Here is a 19,846-nt window from a genome sequence, read left to right on the forward strand (position 1 = left end):
AAGATGAAAAAAAGATTTCTAGCACTATTAACAATTGCCTTGTTAGGTTTAGAGTCTGTAAGTGCACAATCTGGAGATTGTACTACGATGGCTGCATTAGCCTACGATGATGCTAAAGCGAAAAATTATGATGCTGCTTACCCGGCTTTACAGAAAGTAAGGGAAGAGTGTCCAAAATATAGTCTAGCTACTTACCAGTATCTGGAAAGAGCTATCGAGGCTAAGATAGATAAGGCTGAGCAAGGAGATAAAAAGGAATTAGTTGAGGAACTAATTGGAGTTTGGGAGCAAAGACTTGAGCTTTACCCTGAGAAAACTTCAAAAGGTAAGATCTATTCAGACATAGCTTTGCTTAAATTCGATAATAAGATCGGAAGTAAAGAAGACCAATATAATGCTTTTGATAGAGCTTATACCGAAGATAAAGACAACTTTAAAAGTCCAAAAGGTCTTTATGCTTATTTCGACCTGATGGCCGAAATGCAGGATGAAGGGGAGAGAAGTCTTCAAGATGTTTTTGATAACTACGATAGAGTTTTCACCAAGATCGAAGAAGAAGAAAATGAAGCTGCAGAAAACCTTGCTCCACTTTTACAGAAGCAGGAAAATGGAGAAGATCTTACTTCTAAAGAGCAAAAGCAGATCAAGTATGCTGAGATCAACCTTGCTAACTATAGTAAAGTTAAGGAAGCGATAAACGCGAAGCTTGGTGCGAGAGCAGATTGTGATAACCTGATCCCTCTTTACAGCAAAGACTTTGAAGCTAAAAAATCTGATGTGGCATGGTTGAAAAATGCTAACGCAAGACTTTCAGCTAAAGACTGTACAGAAGATCCATTATTTATCCAGGTTTCTGAAGCGCTTCACAAACTAGAGCCTTCTGCAAAATCTGCATATTCTTTAGGTCAGCTTGCTGAATCTGAAGGAAACAGCTCAAAAGCGCTTGAGTACTATAATGAAGCTGCTGAACTTGAAACAAACAAGTCTGATAAAGCGAAGATCTATTATAGAATTGCGAATAACTACAAGGATAAAGGTAGTTATGGGCAGGCAAGAAGCTTTTATAGAAAAGCTCTAAACCAGAAGCCTTCTCTTGGTAGTGCATACCTTCAAATCGCGAGTATGTATGCCCAGAGTGCAAACAACTGTGGTGAGGATGCATTTAGTAAAAGAGCGGTGTACTGGTTAGCTGCCGATTATGCTTCCAGAGCTGCGAGAGTAGATCCATCTATCGCCAGCAACGCAAATCAGGCTGCTGCTGCATATAGAGGTAGAGCTCCACAGAAATCTGATGTATTCCAGTCTAGTAAAAATGCTGGAGACGCGATCTCTATTGGATGCTGGATCGGTGAGACTGTTCGTATCCCGAGCCTATAAATGAAACTCACATATAGCAATATAATTTCAGGCATTGTCACGCTCATAGGCGTGACAATGCTTTTTTCATGCGAAGGTAATTTGCAGGAGGTGAGAGCTTTTAGCTTGGAGGAAGACGCTCCACAGGCAATCGCCGAAGGCATCAATTTAAAATTTACAGATTCCGGCAGGCTGGTGGCGAACCTTAGGAGTCCTAAAATGCTGGATTATACCAATAAGGCTTTCCCGTATCGTGAATTTCCAGATGGAGTTCAGGTAGAGTTCTTTGATGAGCAGAATAAAAAAAATACGGTAGATGCAGATTATGGGATCGTCTATGAACAGACCAACCTGATAGACCTTCAGGGAAATGTAGTTATTCATACTGCAGATAGTACAAAATTAGAAGCCAGTCAGATTTTTTGGGATCAGGAGCGAAACTGGATATTTACAGATAAGCCAAATACTATTAGGTTTCCTGATGGTTCCTTTACCGATGATCTTGGTTTTGATTCTAATCAGGATTTCAGTAATTTTCGTTCAAGAACTAATACAGGTATACAAGTTATAGAAGAAGAAAAGGATGAATAAGTTTTTTAGATATTTTGAGTATGCGTACCTGTTTTTCGCAGCATTCTTCATTTTTGAAGCGATAAGAATATGGAATACTGAAAGGAATAGGGCATATTTATTCCTGTTTTTTGTTTGTATCGCTATTTTTATGTACTTCTTTAAGAGGCGCTTCAGGCGTAAATATGAAGATCGCAATAAATAACCTGAATGGAGGTTGATATAATAATTATAATTTGCTCTCTACTGCTTTCTGCATTTTTCTCAGGGATGGAGATTGCGTACGTGTCTTCAAATAAGATCTTCATTGAGATCGAAAAAAGACAGAATGATTTTCTGGCTAAGGTTCTAAAAAGACTTACTAAAAAACCTTCCAAATTTATAGCAACCATGCTTGTGGGTAATAATATTGCCCTGGTAGTTTATGGTTTTTTTATGGGTGATCTTTTGATGACCTGGTTAAGTGGTATTGAAACCGATAGTGGTTTTGTGAAGTATCTCATATCAGATCTTAGTCTGCTTACCCAAACCGTAATCTCAACCTTGATTATTCTTCTTACAGCTGAATTTCTTCCTAAGGTTTTCTTTCAGATTTACGCAAACAGCATGTTGAAATTCTTTGCTGTACCGGCCTATATCTTTTATATCATTTTCAGCTTTGTTTCATCGTTCGTTATATGGATTTCAGATATTATCCTGAAGCGATTCTTTAAAACTGAAGGAGATGAGGTGCAGTTGGCTTTCAGTAAAGTGGAATTAGGGAATTTCATTAGTGAGCAAATGGAAACGGTAGAGGAGCACGAGGACGTAGATAGTGAGATACAGATCTTTCAGAATGCTCTTTCCTTTTCAGATATTAAAGCCAGGGAAGTAATGATCCCGCGAACAGAGATCATTGCAGTAGATCAAAACCAGGCGCCAAACGACCTTATTGAAACCTTCACCGAAACCGGGCTTTCAAAACTGCTGGTTTATAATGAAACCATAGATGATATTATTGGTTATGTGCATTCCTTTGAACTTTTTAAAAGGCCAAAATCTATAAAATCTATTTTGTTGCCGGTGATCTTTGTTCCGGAAACCATGTGGATCAAAGATGTGCTTAATATTCTAATTAAGAAGCGGAAGAGTATCGCCGTGGTAATTGACGAGTATGGTGGTACCAGTGGTATGATGACCGTAGAGGATATCGTGGAGGAGCTTTTTGGGGAGATCGAAGACGAACATGATTCTGCCGTAATGATCGAAGAGAAGCTTGAAGAGAATCACTATAAGTTTTCGGCAAGGCTGGAAGTAGATTATCTAAATGAGATCTATAAAGTAAATATTCCTGTAGGTGAAAACTACGAGACTTTAAGTGGTTTTATTGTAAACCATACTGAAGAAATTCCGCAACAGGAAGAGGTGATCCAGATCGAAGAATTCGAAATAAAAATTCTTGAAACTTCCAATACCAAAATCGAATTGGTAGAGCTGAAAATCAATCCTGAAGATTAAATTCTGAAAGTTAAGAATTTGCTAATTTTAAATTTTATTATTAGGCTAAAAACCTTATTTTCGCCCCCTATATTTTGACAAATTATACATTCAAATGGCAGTATTAAATAAAATCAGACAAAGGTCTGTTTTCTTGATTATCATTATCGCGTTGGCCCTATTTTCTTTCGTATTGGCCGATGTTATTAGAAACGGAGGGCTTAGCTCGCAGAATTCTCAGAACGTAATTGCTACGGTAAACGGTGAAGAAATTGGAAGAGAAGAATTTGCCCGTGAAGTGGAAGCATTTGAAAGAAATATGGGTAGAAATGTAAGTACTACTCAGGCTGTAAACCGTATCTGGGATCAGAAGTTAAGAGAAGTGATCCTTGAAGAGCAGGTGGAAGATTTAGGAATTAGAGCCGGGGAAGGACAGATCACAAGTCTTGTTCGAAGCCAGATGGCTGGAAATCCTAATTTCACAAATGAAGCTGGAATGTTCGATGAGAACAGACTAAGGGAATATGTTGCTAACCTAAAGGAGACTTCTCCACAGGCTTACGAGCAGTGGCAACAATTTACCTCAAACCTTGCAAAAACTGCCAAGTTGAATACTTACTATAATATGGTGAGTGCAGGTGTTGGGGCTACTCTTCTTGAAGGAGAGCAGGCATACAGACTTCAGAATGACAATATCAACATGAAGTTTGTACAAATCCCTTACTCTTCCATTCCAGATTCTGAAGTTGAAGTAACTAAGTCTGATATTAAATCTTATGTTGAAGATCACAAAGCTCGTTTCGAAACTGATGCTTCAAGAAGTCTTCAATATGTGATCTTTAATGAAAGTGCGTCTTCTGAAGATAAATCTGACGCAAAGGAAGCAATTAGTTCTCTTAGAGGTGAGCGTGTAGAGTACAATGCAGCAATTGGCGCTAATGATACACTTCCAGGATTTGATAATACTGAAGATTATGCTGATTTCATCAGCAATAATTCAGATCTTCCTTTCGAAGACAGGTTTAAATTCAGAAATGATTTCACCGGGAAGAATGCGGAAGCCATCTTCAACCTGAATGAAGGTGAAACTTTTGGGCCTTATGAAGAAAATGGATACTGGAAGTTAAGTAAAGTGGTTGAGACCAAAACTATCCCAGATTCTGTAAAAGCAAGTCATATTCTTATCGCTTATGAAGGAACCCAATTAGGCGCTGGTTCTGGAAGAACTAAAGCTGAAGCTGAGGCGTTAGCAGATAGTCTTGCTGGTGTTGTGAGAAATGATAAAGACAAATTTGCTGAAATCGCTTCAGAATTTTCAGCAGATACTTCAAATAAAGAAGAAGGTGGAGATCTTGGATACTTTACTCCTGGAATGATGATCCCTGCTTTTGAAAACTACGTTTTTGATAATTCAACAGGAGATATAGGGGTTGTGGAAACTCCAATTGGTTACCACGTGATCTCTATAGATGAGCAAACCGATGCTGCCAGAGCGGTGAAGGTTGCGACTATCGCCAGAGAGATTGAAGCTTCAGAAAAGACTATGAACGATCTTTTTAATGAAGTGACCAAATTTGAAATTTCAGCTTCAGAAGGTGATTTTTCAGAAGTTGCCAAAGAAGGAAGCTACGAAGTACTTACTGTGAAAGATATCAAGGCGCTTGAGGAGAATATTCCTGGTGCTGGTGCTCAGAGAAGAGTAGTGCAGTGGGCATTTGGCGATGAAGCTAAAGTTGGTGATGTAAGAAGATTTGATACTAATAATGGTTATATCGTAGCTCAACTAACTTCTAAAAAGGATAAAGGCTTAATGAGTGTAGAGGAGGCTTCTTCTATAGTTACTCCAATTATCAAGAAAGAAAAGAAAGCTGAGATCATTAAGGAAAGACTTAAAGGAAGTACGCTTCAGGAGATCGCAAGTAATCAGGGTGTAAGTGTTCAAACGGCAGATGCGGTTAACCTTAGTAGTCCTACCCTTGCTGGTGCAGGAGAAGAGCCGGAAGTAGTTGGAGCTGTTTTTTCTTTAGAGACAGGAAAAGTTAGTGAGCCAATCGCTGGTGAGAAAGGTGTTTATGTAGCCGAGCTGGTTAGCAAATTTGAAGCTCCAGAGATGGATTCTTATAAGAGTTATGCTCAACAGGAAAGTGCTGCAAGAAGAGTACAGGCTACGTCAAGAGTATTTGAAGCTTTAAAGAATAAAGCTGAAATTGAAGATAACAGATCAAGGTTCTACTAGGAAACAGGACCTATTATAAAACTGAAAACCTCACCAAATGGTGAGGTTTTTTCATTTAATGAGTTCAGAGTAATTAAAGATTGTGTTGTAACCTCTCCGTCTGAAATATTCTTTCTCGTCCTCTCTTCCGGTAGCCATGATGAAATCTCCGCCCCAGCCTCCAAGGCTTTTAATCAGCTTTGGGTAGTCCTGGAAAAGCTGTGTTTTTATTCTCGGGAGATTAATAGCTTTTGAAATCAGGGTTTCATGAGCTTTTAGAAGCATCTCAAATTCCGCGAGATGTTCAGATTTTATGACCTGTTCGGTTATTCCAGAGATCTTTTCCACCAGCTCTTCTCTATTTTTAATCGTCTGTTGTTTGTAATGAGCAATAGCCTCTCGGCTATTTTGTTTTCGATTCAGATAAACGAAGAATAGATCATCTTTAAAAACTGGGTTGAAATCTGCAGTAAAAGAAGAAGGTCCGTTTTTTGTCAATTGAAAACTAACCGGATGCTGACTTCCTGCTACAGCAATATCATAACCGCTTCCGCCGAAACTGCTTTCAAGCAATTTATAAGGATCGATATTAAGCCACTGGGCGAGATTCGAAATAAGAGTAGAGGAGGTTCCGAGGCCCCATTTCCGGTTGAAATCTAAAACCGTTGTGATGTTGTAGCCATTATCTAAAAATGCCTTAGAGTTCAACTGGTAAGCCGAAATAAATATTTGCTGTAGTCTTTTTTCTATTTCAGCAGTTTCTGGCTCATTGTTAGTGGAAATGATGTTGAATTTTCCTTTGTCTATTCTTATTTGAGTCTGAAACCAGGTATCACCTTTTTCATCAATGCCCTTCCAGTCAATTAGGTTTGGTTCACCTTGATCAACTCGCATTTCCTGCCCCTTTGAGGTGGGTACTGCTAAAGATTTTGCGCCGTCAAGAACCGCATATTCTCCTGTGATTAAAAGTTTTCCATTGCTTCTGAATTGTAGCATTAAGATCTTATTTTTTCCAGTTGTTCAATTACACTGCTGTGCGTGATAGTATGATGGGTGAAGAATTCTACCATTTCTTCCTTTTCTTTTTCCGTCGCCTGGTTTTGATTAAGAATGTTCATCAGGTGCATTTTCATGTGTCCCTGCTGAATTCCTGTAGTAATTAGTGATCTTAGTGCGGCGAAATTCTGAGCAAGTCCTGCGACCGCAGTGATCTCCATCAGTTCACTGGCCGAAGGCCTCTGAAGTATATCCAGGGCAAGTTTAACCAGTGGGTGAAGACTTGTGAGTCCGCCAACGGTTCCCAGGGCAAGAGGTATTTCCATCCAAAATGTGAATATTCCGTTTTCGACCTTTGCGTGAGTAAGACTGGAATACCTTCCATTTCTTGAAGCATAAGCGTGAACTCCGGCTTCAACGGCTCTAAAATCATTTCCTGTAGCGAGTACAACGGCATCAATTCCGTTCATTACTCCCTTGTTGTGGGTGACAGCTCTGTAAGGTTCAACCGCGGCAATTTTAACGGCCTGCACAAATTTCCTGGCAAATTCCGCTCCGCTTAGTTCGCTGCCTTCAGATAGATCTTCTACCGGGCAGGACACTTCTGCTCTTACTGTACATTCCGGCACATAATTGGAAAGTATGCTCATGATCACTTCCAGTTCTTTTTCCTTATCGGAAAAATCAGGATTTTTCATGGTTTCATCCTTAAGGACCTCGGCAAATTTTTCAAGACAGGAATTAATGAAATTAGCACCCATGGAATCCCTGGTGTCAAAATGCACAAATAGCTGGTAGTAGTTTTCCAGCTCGTCTGTTTTATCGATAAGATTGATATCAAGTATCCCGCCACCTCTTTTTTCCATGTTTCGGGTGATGGGTTTAACCGCTTCTCTGAGTTTCGGCTCAATATTTGTAACCAATGTGTCGAGCTTGGAGAAATCCCCCTGAAAAAGGAAATGTACCTGGCCGATCTTTTTATTATTGATCACCCTGGCTTTAAAACCTCCTCTTTCGTTCCAGAATTTTGCCGCTTTACTGGCGGCTGCAACAACGGAACTTTCTTCAATCGCCATAGGCAATACGTGGTATTTGCCATTAATCTGGAAATTTGGCGCCAGGCCTAATGGAAGGTAGAAGTTTGAAACGGTGTTTTCAATAAATTCATCGTGAAGTTTCTGTAATTCGTTATCGTCGTTCCAATACTGCTTAAGGACTGAGATGGCTTTTTGATCCTCATGAAGGTAATTTGCAGCCAGCCATTTAATTTTCTCATTCTTACTAAGTTTCGAAAATCCGTTTACGGGCTTTGTCATTTTTTAGGTATTTCAGGTGGTCAAAGATACAAAGCATATTTTTTAGAGACTTATAAAAAGGTCTGGATGAAGTAGGTAAAGTCGAATTTTTCTTAACAGATTGTTAGTATTTAACAAACCGGCATGGTCATTTTTTGGTTAAATTTTAGTAAACTTGGCCTGCATTAAATTTTTTGTAATATTTATGAAATTCCCTAAAATACTTGTTGCTTTTATTCTGGCAACAACTTCCGTGCTTACGGCACAAAAAAAGGAAGTCAGTCTCGAAGAAATATGGAGCGGGACCTTTAGACAAGAAAGACTTCAATCCCTACAATCTTTAAACAATGGCGAGGAATATGTGGTTTTAAACCGCGATCGCGAATCGGGGAACACAACCATAGATGTCTATAGTTATAAAACTGGTAAGAAGACCAGAACTTTGGTGAATAGTGCAGATCTGGAAGGTATCGATTCTTTCCAGGGATTTAAATTTAGTGAAAATGAAGGAAAAGTACTATTATCAACCGAGGTTGAACCTATCTATCGCAGATCTTCAAAAGAGATCTTTTATGTTCACGATCTAAGCTCAAAAAACCTGGTGAAGGTGAGTAAAGATAAGATACAGGAAGCTTCATTTTCTCCAGATGCTTCAAAAGTGGCTTATGTTTTTGAAAACAATATTTATATTCTTGACCTTAAAACTCAGGAAAGAAGCCAAATCACTAATGATGGAGAGATAAATAGTATTATCAACGGTATCACCGACTGGGTTTATGAGGAGGAATTTTCTTTTGTAAAGGCTTTTGAATGGAATCCAACAGGTGAAAAGATCGCTTATTTGAAATTTGACGAATCTGAGGTTCCAGAATTTTCCATGGATATGTTCGGAAAGGACCTTTATCCAAGTCAGCATGTGTTTAAATATCCTAAAGCTGGTGAAGCAAATTCTAAGGTAAGCCTTCATATCTATGATCTAGACAAGGAAACTTCAAGTGAAATCGATCTTGAAGATCAAATAGATGTAGCATCAAAAGATTCGAAGCCGGAGGTTGAATATTCGGATTTTTACATTCCAAGAATTAAATGGTCTGCAGAGCCAATGACCTTGAGTGTTCAGGTTCTGAACAGACATCAAAACGATCTGGATCTACTTTTTTTGAACGCAGAGAATAATCAAACCAGTCTTATCCTAAATGAAACCGATGAGGCTTATGTAGATATTACCGATAATCTTACTTTTCTTGAAGATAACAGCTTTATCTGGACATCTGAAATGGATGGGTACAATCATATTTACCATTATGACGAGGATGGAGAATTGTTAGACCAGGTGACAGAGGGCAACTGGGAAGTGACCAATTATTACGGTTACGATGAGAAATCGAACAGAATATTCTTTCAGAGTACCGAAAACGGTAGTGTAAATCGTGATGTCTACTCGATAAAACCTAACGGTAACAGTAAAAAGAGGCTTACTGAGAAAGACGGAATGAATTCCGCAGATTTCAGTGCAGATTTCACTTATTTCATTAACACTTTTACAAATACCAACACTCCGCCGGTTTACACTTTGCGTAAGGCTAAGGACGGGGAAAAGGTTCGTGAGATCCTGAATAATAATACTCTTTTAGAGAAAAATAAAGCATATGATTTTTCTCCGAAAGAGCTTTCAACCATCAATATCAATGGGAATGATCTAAATATGTGGATGATCAAACCTACAGACTTTGATAAGACTAAAAAGTATCCATTATTGATGTTCCAGTATTCAGGTCCTGGATCACAGTCTGTTTCCAATTCATATTTCAGCACGAACGATTACTGGTATCAGCTTCTTGCAGATAAAGGTTATATCATTGTATGTGTAGATGGTAGGGGAACCGGATTTAAAGGAGCCGATTTCAAAAAAGTGACCTACCAGGAACTAGGAAAATTCGAGGTTGAAGACCAGATCGCAGCAGCTAAAAAATTAGGAGAAAGAAATTATATCGATAAAGAGAGAATTGGAATTTGGGGATGGAGTTACGGAGGTTTCATGTCTTCAAATGCGATCCTGAAAGGAAACGAAACTTTCTCTATGGCCATTGCTGTAGCACCCGTAACAAGCTGGAGATTTTACGATACGGTTTATACTGAAAGGTATATGAGGACTCCACAGGAAAATCCTTCAGGTTACGATGAGAACTCGCCTTTGAACCATGTTGAGAAACTTAAAGGAGATTATTTATTGATTCATGGAGGAGGAGATGACAATGTTCATGTGCAGAATACCATGAGAATGGTAGAAGAGCTTGTTCAGGCGAACAAGCAATTCGAATGGGCGATCTATCCAGACAGGAATCATGGTATCTATGGGGGCAATACAAGATTGCATCTATACAACAAGATGACCGATTTTATACTTGAAAAACTTTAATTAAAACTAGATAAGAAATGGAATTTAGATTCGGAGGTTCTGAATATAATCAAAGGACCGTCTTAGGGCATCCTTCAGGTTTATTTGTACTATTTTTCACCGAGATGTGGGAGCGTTTTTCCTATTACGGAATGCGTGCACTTTTAGTGCTTTTCCTTACTGCTTCTTTAATGGATGAAGGTGGATGGGGCTGGCCCAGGGAAGATGCCTTAGTGCTATACGGTTGGTACACAGGACTGGTTTATATTACTCCAATTTTTGGTGGCCTTATAGCCGATAAAATCATGGGATATAGAAATGCAGTTGTTTGGGGTGCCTTATTGATGACCCTTGGACACGCATCTATGGCCTTGGAAGGTTTTACCAATATTTTCTTTTATCTGGGGCTATTACTTTTAATTCTTGGTAATGGTTTATTCAAGCCGAATATTTCTTCAATTGTAGGACAGTTATATAAAACCAACGGAAAAGAAAAAGATGCTGGTTATACCATTTTCTATATGGGAATTAATGCCGGGGCGTTCCTTGGAATTCTTCTTTGTGGGTACATTGGTGAAAAAGTAGGATGGCATTATGGATTTGGTCTTGCCGGGGTATTCATGTTCCTTGGAATGTTACAATTCTATTTTGGTCAGAAATTATTTGGTGAAATAGGATTGAATCCAAAAGAAGCTGAGGCCTTCAAACACGGTGTCGCTACAGGAGACGAAAAGATCGAAGAAGAGAAGGAAGAGGAAGTTTCAGCATCTGTACAAAGGGATAGACTAATCGTAATTGGATTCTTTGCATTCTTTACCATATTCTTCTGGTGGGCATTTGAGCAGGCTGGTGGTTCTATGACCATCTTTGCTGCAGATTACACAGATAGAGTTCTGGTTGGAAGTGAGGCGATGACATTTAAAATCATAAATGCCGTAATTACAATCGTGCCTATGGTTGTGATCACCTGGGTTCTGGCAATGTTGTTCAAAAACATTTTTAGCGCTTACGCCAAATCGAATATTTTCCTGGGATTGAGTTTTGTTATCATATGGGGAATTGTGATCTGGATGCTTTATAGAGAATTTTTAGCTGATGCTACTGAAGTACCTGCTTCCTGGTTCTCTGTATTGAACTCATTATTTATTATTCTTTTCGCTCCGGTATTCTCTAAGATCTGGCAAAGTAGGTTTAACCCATCGGGCCCTGTAAAATTTGCTATCGGACTTGGATTGCTAGGTATTGGTTTTGGAGCATTGGCATATGGAGCTTATGGAATCCCTCAGGGAGCTCAAACTGCATCTGTAAGTATGATCTGGTTAGTGTTGGCATATTTATTCCATACACTAGGAGAGCTTTGTGTTAGCCCGGTAGGATTATCTTATATCAGTAAGCTTTCACCTGCAAGATTGGTAGGATTAATGTTTGGAGTTTGGTTTATGGCAAACTTCATAGCCAATCTTTTAGCTGGTGTAACCGGAAGTTATATCGATACTATTACTGAGAACTACTCTATGACCACATTCTTCCTGATCTTTACCTTGGTGCCAATAGGTGCTGCTTTGATCATGCTTTTGTTGAGCAGGATGCTTGTGAAAAAGATGCATGGAATATCTTAGAAATATAAATTTTCAACAAAAAAACGTTCCTATAAATTAGGAACGTTTTTTGTTTGACCTGTTTTAGTTAAATTTAGATTATGAAAAAATTACTCTTTTTTGCCGTTTTATTTTTATGTGTTTCAGCTCTGAAGGCTCAGGAAATTCAGTGGATGAGCATGAACGAAGCACTGGCGGCTCAAAAAGAAAAACCAAAGAAAATATTTGTTGATGCTTATACAGATTGGTGCGGACCTTGTAAAATGCTGGATAAAAATACATTTTCCAATAAGCATGTGGCAGCATATATCAATAAGCACTTCTATGCCGTAAAATTCAATGCAGAAGGTGACGAGGTAATCTATTTTAAAGATAAAGTTTTTAAAAATCCAGGTTATGATCCTGAAAAGAAAGGTCGGAACGCTGTACATCAATTCACCCAGGCCATGGGTGTCTCCGCATATCCAACAATGGTATTCTTTGATGAGAACGGTGGATTTCTTTCTCCTGTTAAAGGATATTTAACTCCGGAAAAACTGGAAATTTTTCTCAAGATCTTTGCCACCGATGACTATAAGAATGTAAAGACAGAAGATGAGTGGAAGAAGTACCAGGAAGAATTTGAAGGAACTTTCTCCAGTTAGGCAGATTTAATCTATTTATTTATAAAGTATGATCCCTTTTCACCGGTATAGTGGAAAGGGATTTTTTTGTTTTTAGCTGTAATTCTCCAGCGAGAGATATAGTTTCTATAGTTGCTTCCATCTACCACAAGCTGTTGCGGAGAAAATTTTAATAATAACCGGTCGAGGTTAATTTTTGGTGAATTTCTCAGTATAACTAGGTCTGGCTGGAAATTATTCAGGTCATAATTCATTGCTGAATCCAGAACCAGGATTAATTTATTATCCATTTTCATGATCTTGGGGATCTTTTCAGTTTTTATTTTTTCGATATTCCGTTCCCTGATATAATCTGAAATTAATTTATTTTCGATTTTTTTATCGGCATAAACGATTAAATGCTCTGTTCCCTTTTGGACGATTACGGAGTTTTTTGATGCATGAAAAACCACCGATTCATTTTCGGGAATCGTCCATCTTCCATAAAGGCTTGAAGTCTGAAAAAGGATTACCGCAACCAGGAATTTAACAAGACCCTTGAAATCCGGTTTACGAGATAAAAGTATAAATGTTAGGATTATGAGGTAAAGGGCAAGAGTTTGAAGATGACTCATTTTAATCTCTGTAAAAACCAGTGAATCTATTTGCGCAATCCATTCAATAGAGTAGTTCATGGAATTAAGAAGGAATTCGTAGAGGTGTGCCAGAATAACTGGGAGTAAATTAAAATAGGCAAGAATGATCACAAGAATTCCAGTTGCAAGAACAAGGCCCAGGAATGGAATCAAAATAAGGTTGCTTACCAGGAACATTCCGGGGAATTGATGAAAATAAAAGAGGCTTAACGGGATCACTCCAATTTGTGCAGCCAGGCTCACTGTAGTTAGTTTCCAGAAATAATCAAGGAACCTGGTTTTGGTACTGAACAGGCCATAAATCATGGGTTGAAAAATAACAATGCTAAATACAGCCAGGTAACTTAGCTGAAAACCAACCTGAAAAATATAATAAGGATTGATGAGTAGTAAAAAGAACAGTGATAGGAAAAGGCTGTTAAGACTGCTCGTCTTTCTTTTTAGTTGCAATCCTATGGCCAGAAATGAGAACATACAAACCGCTCTTACCACAGATGAGCTTAAACCTGTGAGAAATGCAAAGCTCCATAACAGCAAGATTATTAAAGCAGGTTTTATAAACCTTGCTATTTTTAATGAATCTAGGGGTTTGAAAAGAAAATTCAGGATCAGCAGTAATATCCCTATATGAAGGCCAGAAATAGCCAGAATATGTATAGCCCCCGCAGCAGCATAATTTTTATAAATTTCATTATTTAAGTCGCGACGCTGACCTAAAATTAGTGCCTGGAAAACTGCCAGTTCATTTTGTTCAAAATCATATCTTTTTAGATTCGAAATTAGTCTTTCTCTGAAACTCCAGGCCTGTTCTTTGATGCTGGTTTCATGGCCAATTAGAAGAACCTGTGCAGAATTCAGATTCATTTGCCTTTCTATCTGCAGGTGTTTTAAATATTCCTTGTAGCTAAATTGGAAAGGATTTAAAGGTGCTTTGATAATTTCAGGAGACCATGGAGCTAAAATCCTTGATCCCGGCTTTAGCGCTGATGCTTTTAGCGAATCGGGCGGTAAGTTTAAAAGTATCTTCCCCTTTATTTTTCTTTTTTGACTTTTTTCGAAAAGGATTTCAGTTTCAAGAATGAATCTTTGCGAATAGGGAGTAGGTTTCAATTCTTCTGTTATAGTTCCACTAACCAGCAAACTATCGGTTGGCTCTAAATTTTGGTTAATATAATGTCCTGACTGATTTTCAGGAATACTGAAATAAGCGCTGCTAAATCCAATATAAAGTACTAGGGAGAAGGTGGCAAAACCAAAGAGGGCGTCTGGGAACAGGCTTCTTCCGGCGCGGTAATACGCAAAAAGAAAAAACAACAAGATTACTACACCAGATGCCAGGATAATTTGCAGGCTTAAATGGATATAGAAAGCCAGAAGTATACCTGCTATCAAATAAACAGATAGGCGTAAAAAAATGAATTGAAAGTTTTTCACCCGGGTGATTTACTTTCAAAAGGTAATTAAAAATCAGATAATCCTTCTGGCCATTACAAAATTATTATACCAGTAAGATTCTGATAGAGAGGAGATAATTACTCCTCTGGAAGTAGAGGAATGTATAAAATAAATACCATCTTCATTGACTTCAACCACGAGCCCGACGTGATTAATGACCTTGCGATTTTTGTTAGTTTCAAAAAATAGTAGATCTCCAACATTCACTTCCTTTAGATATAAACGTTTTCCCTTGAGGGACATATCACGAGAAGTTCTAGGTAAAGAAATACCTTCCTCCTGGAAAGAAACATAGATGAGGCCAGAGCAGTCCATGCCTTTCTTATCTGTACCACCATATTTGTAGCGGGTACCTTCAAATTTTTTAGCCGTTCGAACTACTTTAAGAGCAGTTCTATTTTCTGGTTCAGCTTCGGGATTTCGATCATAATTTGGTACCGCCATTTCGGTTTCTCTATATTCTTCTTTGGTCGTGATAACTCTATTCCTTGAAGACCCGCAGGAAGTTATAAAAACTCCAAGAAGAATATAGATCGATATATTGAGTAATTTTTTCATTTTCATGTTAACCAGAAATTTTGTCGAAAATTAACTCAGCAGTATTCTTACTGGCTCCTTTTCCTCCCAGTTTTTTTTCTAATTCATGATAATCGGAAAAAATCCTTTTACGGTTTTCAGGATCGAGGATCTTTTTTAATTCAGTTTTAAGGTTCGCTGAATTAAAGTCATTCTGGATCAATTCTTTCACTACTTCCCGGTTCATAATGAGGTTTACCAGGGATATATAATCCAGGTTGATAATGCGTTTGGCGATATGATAGGAAATATAGCTGCCCTTATAGCAGACAACTTCAGGTACCTTGAACAAAGCAGTTTCCAGTGTTGCGGTTCCAGAAGTGACCAAAGCGGCATGGGCAATTCCTAAAATATCATAAGTTTTGTTCATGATTAACCTGATGTTGGACTTCTTCATGAATTCCTGGTAAAATTCTTCATCCTGACTTGGAGCTCCGGCAATTACGAACTGGTGTTCTTCAAATTCTGAAGTAATACTAAGCATGACCTTCAGCATTTTTTCGATCTCCTGTTTTCGGCTACCGGGTAACAACGCAATTACCGGGCGCTGATCCAGGCCATGGTTTCTTTTGAACAAGTCTACATCTACAGGAGGTTTATTATCTATAGCATCCAATAGAGGGTGACCTACAAAGTGAACCGGGAAATCGTGTTTTGTAGTGTAGAAATCCTTTTCAAATGGCAGGATGACATACATCTCATCTACATCCCTTTTGATCTTTTTAATCCGGTTTTCCTTCCAGGCCCAGATCTGCGGAGAGATATAATAATGGGTTTTAAAGCCTTCTTTTCTGGCCCATTCTGCAATACGCATATTGAAGCCGGGGTAATCGATGAAAATGATCACATCCGGGTTATATTCCGAAATATCCTGTTTGCAAAAACTGATATTCTTAAAGATGGTTCTTAGGTTCATGATCACCTCAGAAAACCCCATAAAAGCGAGTTCGCGATAATGTTTTACCAGGGTGCCACCTTGCTTTTCCATGAGATCACCACCCCAAAATCGAAATTCAGCATTTTGATCTACCTCTTTCAGGGCCTTCATCAAATTGGAGGCATGGAGATCTCCTGAAGCTTCACCGGCGATGATGTAATATTTCATTCTTTTATTTTTTCGGTTGTTCTATTTCCAAAAACTGAAATAAAAAGGTCCTCCAATTTTAAACGCCTCAAACGGGCTTTCAATTATATGAATTTATAGATCGCAATCGCGACCGCCACGCTAACCGTTGCGAGTAACACTCCGCGAGCATGATAATTTTGTTTTTTCTTCAGAAATACAAAAAATGGAAGAAAATTCAGGACTGCTCCAAGAGCGATGATCTTACCTAAATAATCATTTGCAATGGCATTTTTTAAGGTTGTATCTATATCTGCCTGGGAAAATAAAGTAATATATAGCATTACCCCTGCAATATTAGCCGCAATGCCAGTTAGAAATCCTGTGAGTAAATTCTGTTTAATCATTAAGAGGCCAGCTACTTAAGTCTTTGATGAAATGATGGGCAGTTAGGTCGAACTGTACAGGAACCACAGATACATAACCTTCTTCCAGGGCTCTTTCGTCGGTATCTTCACCTTCATCTTTATTTACGAAAGTACCGGTTAACCAGTAATATTCGCGACCCTGTGGATTGGTTCTTTTATCGAATTCCTCCTCCCAGTGCGCATTTGCCTGCCTGCAAATTTTTATACCTTTGATATCCTTCTCTTTAAGTTTAGGGAAATTCACGTTTAGAACCACACCTTTAGGAAGGCCATTTTTCAGCACATTCCGTGTAATAGCTTTAACGAATTTTCTCGTCGGTTCGAAGTCGGCATTAAGTGAATAATCCAAAAGTGAAAATCCAATGGCAGGAATACCCTCAATACCGGCCTCAACGGCAGCACTCATGGTTCCAGAGTAGATGACGTTAATAGAAGAATTCGAACCATGGTTAATTCCGCTTACACAAAGATCAGGCTTGCGATGCAGGATTTCCTGTGTGGCAATTTTCACACAGTCAGCCGGGGTGCCAGAACAACTATATTCTTTATGCTTATAAGACTCTTTGATGGTAACCTGTTCGCAAAAAAGAGTGTCACTAATAGTGATGGCGTGACCCATTCCGCTTTGGGGACTATCCGGGGCTACAACTATCACGTCTCCCAGTTCTTTCATTACCTCAACGAGGGTTCTAATTCCGGGTGCGGTAATCCCGTCATCGTTGGTCACCAGGATCAATGGTTTTTTCTTATTCATGCATTAGTATTTGGTTTTGCTAAAATAAGAATTTAAATAAGGAAAGCTTATATTAGTGGTGTTACAAATTGATGGCTGTAATTTACCTTATTGGCACAATTTTTACTATAATATTGGTAACCAAACGATGAAGAAAATAAAACGAGTTATGAAAAGGAATATTAAGATCTTAGCAGTAGTTCTCCTAATGGCTGCTGCTTCTTGTAGTTTTACTACCAAAAAATTTGATGACCCCAACAAGGATAAACTACTTATTGACCTTATCACTTATGTCCTGAACCAGGGACATTATGATGCCAAGGATATAAATGACAGTTTTTCAGAGAATGTCTATGAAGGTTACCTGGAAGGCCTGGATCCTTCAAAAAGATTCTTTTACGCAGAAGATATCAAGGAATTCGATGCTTACAAGGATAAGATAGATGATCAGATAAAAGCTAAGAATATTGAATTCTTTAATCTAACCTACGGTCGTTTGGGAAAACGTATGGAAGAAGCCAGATCTCTTTATAAAGAAATCTTGTCGAAGCCATTCGATTTTAATGAAAAGGAGAAAATAAATACAGACTATGACAGCCTTGAATATGTTTCTTCGAAAGAAGAGATGAGAAAAAGGTGGAAAGAGCAGTTGAAGTTCAATGCTTTAATTACGTATTACGATTTAAAGCAGGACGAAAAGAATAAAAAGAAGGACGATGCTTCTTACCAGATGAAATCTGATGCTGAACTTGAAAAAGAGGCTAGAGAAACCACCCTTTCCAACATCGACAGATATTATGATTTTACGGATGATCTTGAAAGGGACGACTATTTTTCAGTTTATATAAATGCTATTGTAGAGGAGTTTGATCCTCACACTTTCTATTTCGCTCCACAGGATAAGGACAGATTCGATATTGCCATGTCTGGAAAACTTGAGGGTATCGGTGCTCGTTTGGTAAAAGATAGCGATAATATAACTATTACCGAAGTGATTTCCGGAGGTCCGGCATGGAGGAGTGACGCGATAGGAGAAGGTGACGTGATTTTGAAAGTTAAGCAGGAAGAAGAAAAAGAAGCTGTAAGTATCGTGGGGATGAGACTAGATGATGCAGTAGATTTGATAAAAGGACCAAAAGATACCAAGGTAACTCTTACCGTTCGTAAAAAAGTAATGGGTAATATCGAGGAAGTAACCCTCACCCGAGATGTCATAGAGATTGAAGAAACCTATGCTAAAACCTCTATGGTTAAAAAGGATGGAAGAAGATATGGTGTTATAAACCTACCAAAGTTCTATTTTGATATGGAAGATTATAACAACCGTAATGCCGCTTCAGATATCAAAGAAGATATCATCAGGTTGAAAAAAGAAGGTATGGAAGGTCTTGTACTGGACCTTAGAAATAATGGGGGTGGATCTTTGAAAACAGTTGTAGATATAGCAGGAATGTTCATCGAGGAAGGTCCAATTGTTCAGGTAAAGTCAAATGGTCAGAGAAAAGAAGTGCTTAAGGATGAAGATCCACAGGTTGTATGGGATGGTCCATTAGTGATCCTTGTTAATGAACTTTCAGCTTCGGCTTCAGAAATTCTTGCAGCAGCTATGCAGGATTATAAGAGAGCGATTATTATAGGTAGTAAACAAACCTATGGTAAAGGAACCGTTCAGAATGTAATTGATCTGAACAGATGGCTCCGAAATAACGATATGGGAGATATGGGAGCTCTGAAAATAACTACCCAAAAATTCTATAGAGTGAATGGTGGTTCTACCCAGCTTGAGGGTGTAAAAAGTGATGTTGTGGTTCCAGACAGGTATAGCTTTGTAGATATAGGTGAAAAAGATCAGGAGAATCCGCTTCCATGGGATAAGATCGATGCAGCGAAATATGATATCTGGAATGGTTATGTGGGATATGATGAAGCGATCGAGGCCAGTAAGGAAAGAATGAGTACTAATGATCAGTTAAGACTAATAGAAGAAAATGCAAAATGGGTGAAAAATCAAAGTGATGATAGTAGCTACCCGTTGAACTATAATGAATATGCTGAACAGGCTGAAAAAGATAAAGAAATGGCCAAACAGTTCGAAGCGATCAAAGAGTATAAGACAGATCTTACCTATACTTCACTTCCTTATGAACAAGATCTTTTTACTACAGATACAATCCTGAAGGAGAAAAGAGAAAGATGGCATGAGAACCTGAGTAAAGATGTTTATATCGAAGAAGCGATTAATGTATTATCAGATATGAAAATGAACAATATCACCAGGAATAAAGTGGCAGATGTTGATGGAAATAAAAAAGTAAAGAATTAACATATTTCAAATAACTAAAACCCGGAATATTTCTTCCGGGTTTTTTTATGCTTTAGATATTATGAAAAGAAAATATACCTACCCGATACTAATTCTTATTGTAGCT

At 38.3% G+C, this 19,846-nt stretch carries 16 protein-coding genes; 9 read left to right on the forward strand and 7 right to left on the reverse strand.

Translation table 11 applies throughout. From position 1 onward, the window contains the following. Positions 1–3: 3 nt before the first annotated feature. The 5 genes from ML462_RS15060 to ML462_RS15080 all read left to right on the forward strand — a co-directional run bounded on the left by ML462_RS15060 (position 4) and on the right by ML462_RS15080 (position 5,638). A complete protein-coding gene (locus ML462_RS15060; protein ID WP_240714658.1) occupies positions 4–1,377 on the forward strand; it encodes a hypothetical protein in 1,374 nt (457 codons plus the stop codon). Then, positions 1,378–1,947: an LPS export ABC transporter periplasmic protein LptC gene (lptC, locus tag ML462_RS15065; protein ID WP_240714659.1), complete on the forward strand. Its 570-nt coding sequence runs from the start codon at positions 1,378–1,380 to the stop codon at positions 1,945–1,947. After that, entirely contained in the window at positions 1,940–2,131 is a 192-nt protein-coding gene (locus tag ML462_RS15070; RefSeq protein WP_240714660.1) for a hypothetical protein, read from the forward strand. The genes lptC and ML462_RS15070 overlap by 8 nt, the downstream gene beginning before the upstream one ends. Positions 2,132–2,136: 5 nt before the next feature. Beyond that, complete coding sequence (locus ML462_RS15075) at positions 2,137–3,423, forward strand: hemolysin family protein (protein ID WP_240714661.1); 1,287 nt, start codon at positions 2,137–2,139, stop codon at positions 3,421–3,423. Between the two features lie 94 nt (positions 3,424–3,517). Next, a complete protein-coding gene (locus tag ML462_RS15080; RefSeq protein ID WP_240714662.1) occupies positions 3,518–5,638 on the forward strand; it encodes a peptidylprolyl isomerase in 2,121 nt (706 codons plus the stop codon). 51 nt (positions 5,639–5,689) lie between these two features. Here the strand turns inward: ML462_RS15080 and ML462_RS15085 are convergent, their stop codons facing one another. Further along, complete coding sequence (locus ML462_RS15085) at positions 5,690–6,613, reverse strand: GYDIA family GHMP kinase (RefSeq protein WP_240714663.1); 924 nt, start codon at positions 6,611–6,613, stop codon at positions 5,690–5,692. Further along, complete coding sequence (locus tag ML462_RS15090) at positions 6,613–7,929, reverse strand: hydroxymethylglutaryl-CoA reductase, degradative (protein ID WP_240714664.1); 1,317 nt, start codon at positions 7,927–7,929, stop codon at positions 6,613–6,615. The genes ML462_RS15085 and ML462_RS15090 overlap by 1 nt, the downstream gene beginning before the upstream one ends. Positions 7,930–8,113: 184 nt before the next feature. On the opposite strand from ML462_RS15090, the gene ML462_RS15095 reads away from it, so the two are divergent. The 3 genes from ML462_RS15095 (at position 8,114) to ML462_RS15105 (ending at position 12,548) form a co-directional block, all read left to right on the forward strand. Next, entirely contained in the window at positions 8,114–10,327 is a 2,214-nt protein-coding gene (locus ML462_RS15095; RefSeq protein ID WP_240714665.1) for a S9 family peptidase, read from the forward strand. 17 nt (positions 10,328–10,344) lie between these two features. Continuing rightward, entirely contained in the window at positions 10,345–11,925 is a 1,581-nt protein-coding gene (locus ML462_RS15100; protein ID WP_240714666.1) for a peptide MFS transporter, read from the forward strand. Between the two features lie 80 nt (positions 11,926–12,005). Continuing rightward, positions 12,006–12,548 (forward strand): thioredoxin family protein, encoded by a 543-nt coding sequence (locus ML462_RS15105; RefSeq protein ID WP_240714667.1) that lies wholly within the window; start codon positions 12,006–12,008, stop codon positions 12,546–12,548. Between the two features lie 11 nt (positions 12,549–12,559). On the opposite strand, the gene ML462_RS15110 is transcribed toward ML462_RS15105, so the two are convergent. From ML462_RS15110 to surE, 5 genes are all read right to left on the reverse strand, one after another. Further along, positions 12,560–14,554 (reverse strand): ComEC/Rec2 family competence protein, encoded by a 1,995-nt coding sequence (locus tag ML462_RS15110; protein ID WP_240714668.1) that lies wholly within the window; start codon positions 14,552–14,554, stop codon positions 12,560–12,562. 75 nt (positions 14,555–14,629) lie between these two features. Continuing rightward, positions 14,630–15,175: a C40 family peptidase gene (locus ML462_RS15115; protein WP_240714706.1), complete on the reverse strand. Its 546-nt coding sequence runs from the start codon at positions 15,173–15,175 to the stop codon at positions 14,630–14,632. Positions 15,176–15,182: 7 nt separating this feature from the next. Next, positions 15,183–16,298 carry a lipid-A-disaccharide synthase gene (gene lpxB, locus ML462_RS15120; protein WP_240714669.1) on the reverse strand — a complete coding sequence of 372 codons (1,116 nt, stop codon included), beginning with the start codon at positions 16,296–16,298 and terminating at the stop codon, positions 15,183–15,185. Positions 16,299–16,381: 83 nt separating this feature from the next. Beyond that, the gene (locus ML462_RS15125; RefSeq protein ID WP_240714670.1) at positions 16,382–16,663 is read right to left on the reverse strand and encodes a hypothetical protein; all 282 of its coding nucleotides are present in this window, start codon (positions 16,661–16,663) and stop codon (positions 16,382–16,384) included. After that, on the reverse strand, positions 16,656–17,438 hold the full coding sequence (gene surE, locus ML462_RS15130; protein WP_240714671.1) for a 5'/3'-nucleotidase SurE: 783 nt from the start codon (positions 17,436–17,438) through the stop codon (positions 16,656–16,658). The genes ML462_RS15125 and surE overlap by 8 nt, the downstream gene beginning before the upstream one ends. Before the next feature lie 148 nt (positions 17,439–17,586). On the opposite strand from surE, the gene ML462_RS15135 reads away from it, so the two are divergent. Continuing rightward, complete coding sequence (locus ML462_RS15135; protein ID WP_240714672.1) at positions 17,587–19,740, forward strand: carboxy terminal-processing peptidase; 2,154 nt, start codon at positions 17,587–17,589, stop codon at positions 19,738–19,740. Positions 19,741–19,846: the final 106 nt, after the last annotated feature.

The organism is Christiangramia lutea (genome assembly GCF_022489035.1).
GTDB classification, from domain to species: Bacteria; Bacteroidota; Bacteroidia; order Flavobacteriales; family Flavobacteriaceae; genus Christiangramia; species Christiangramia lutea.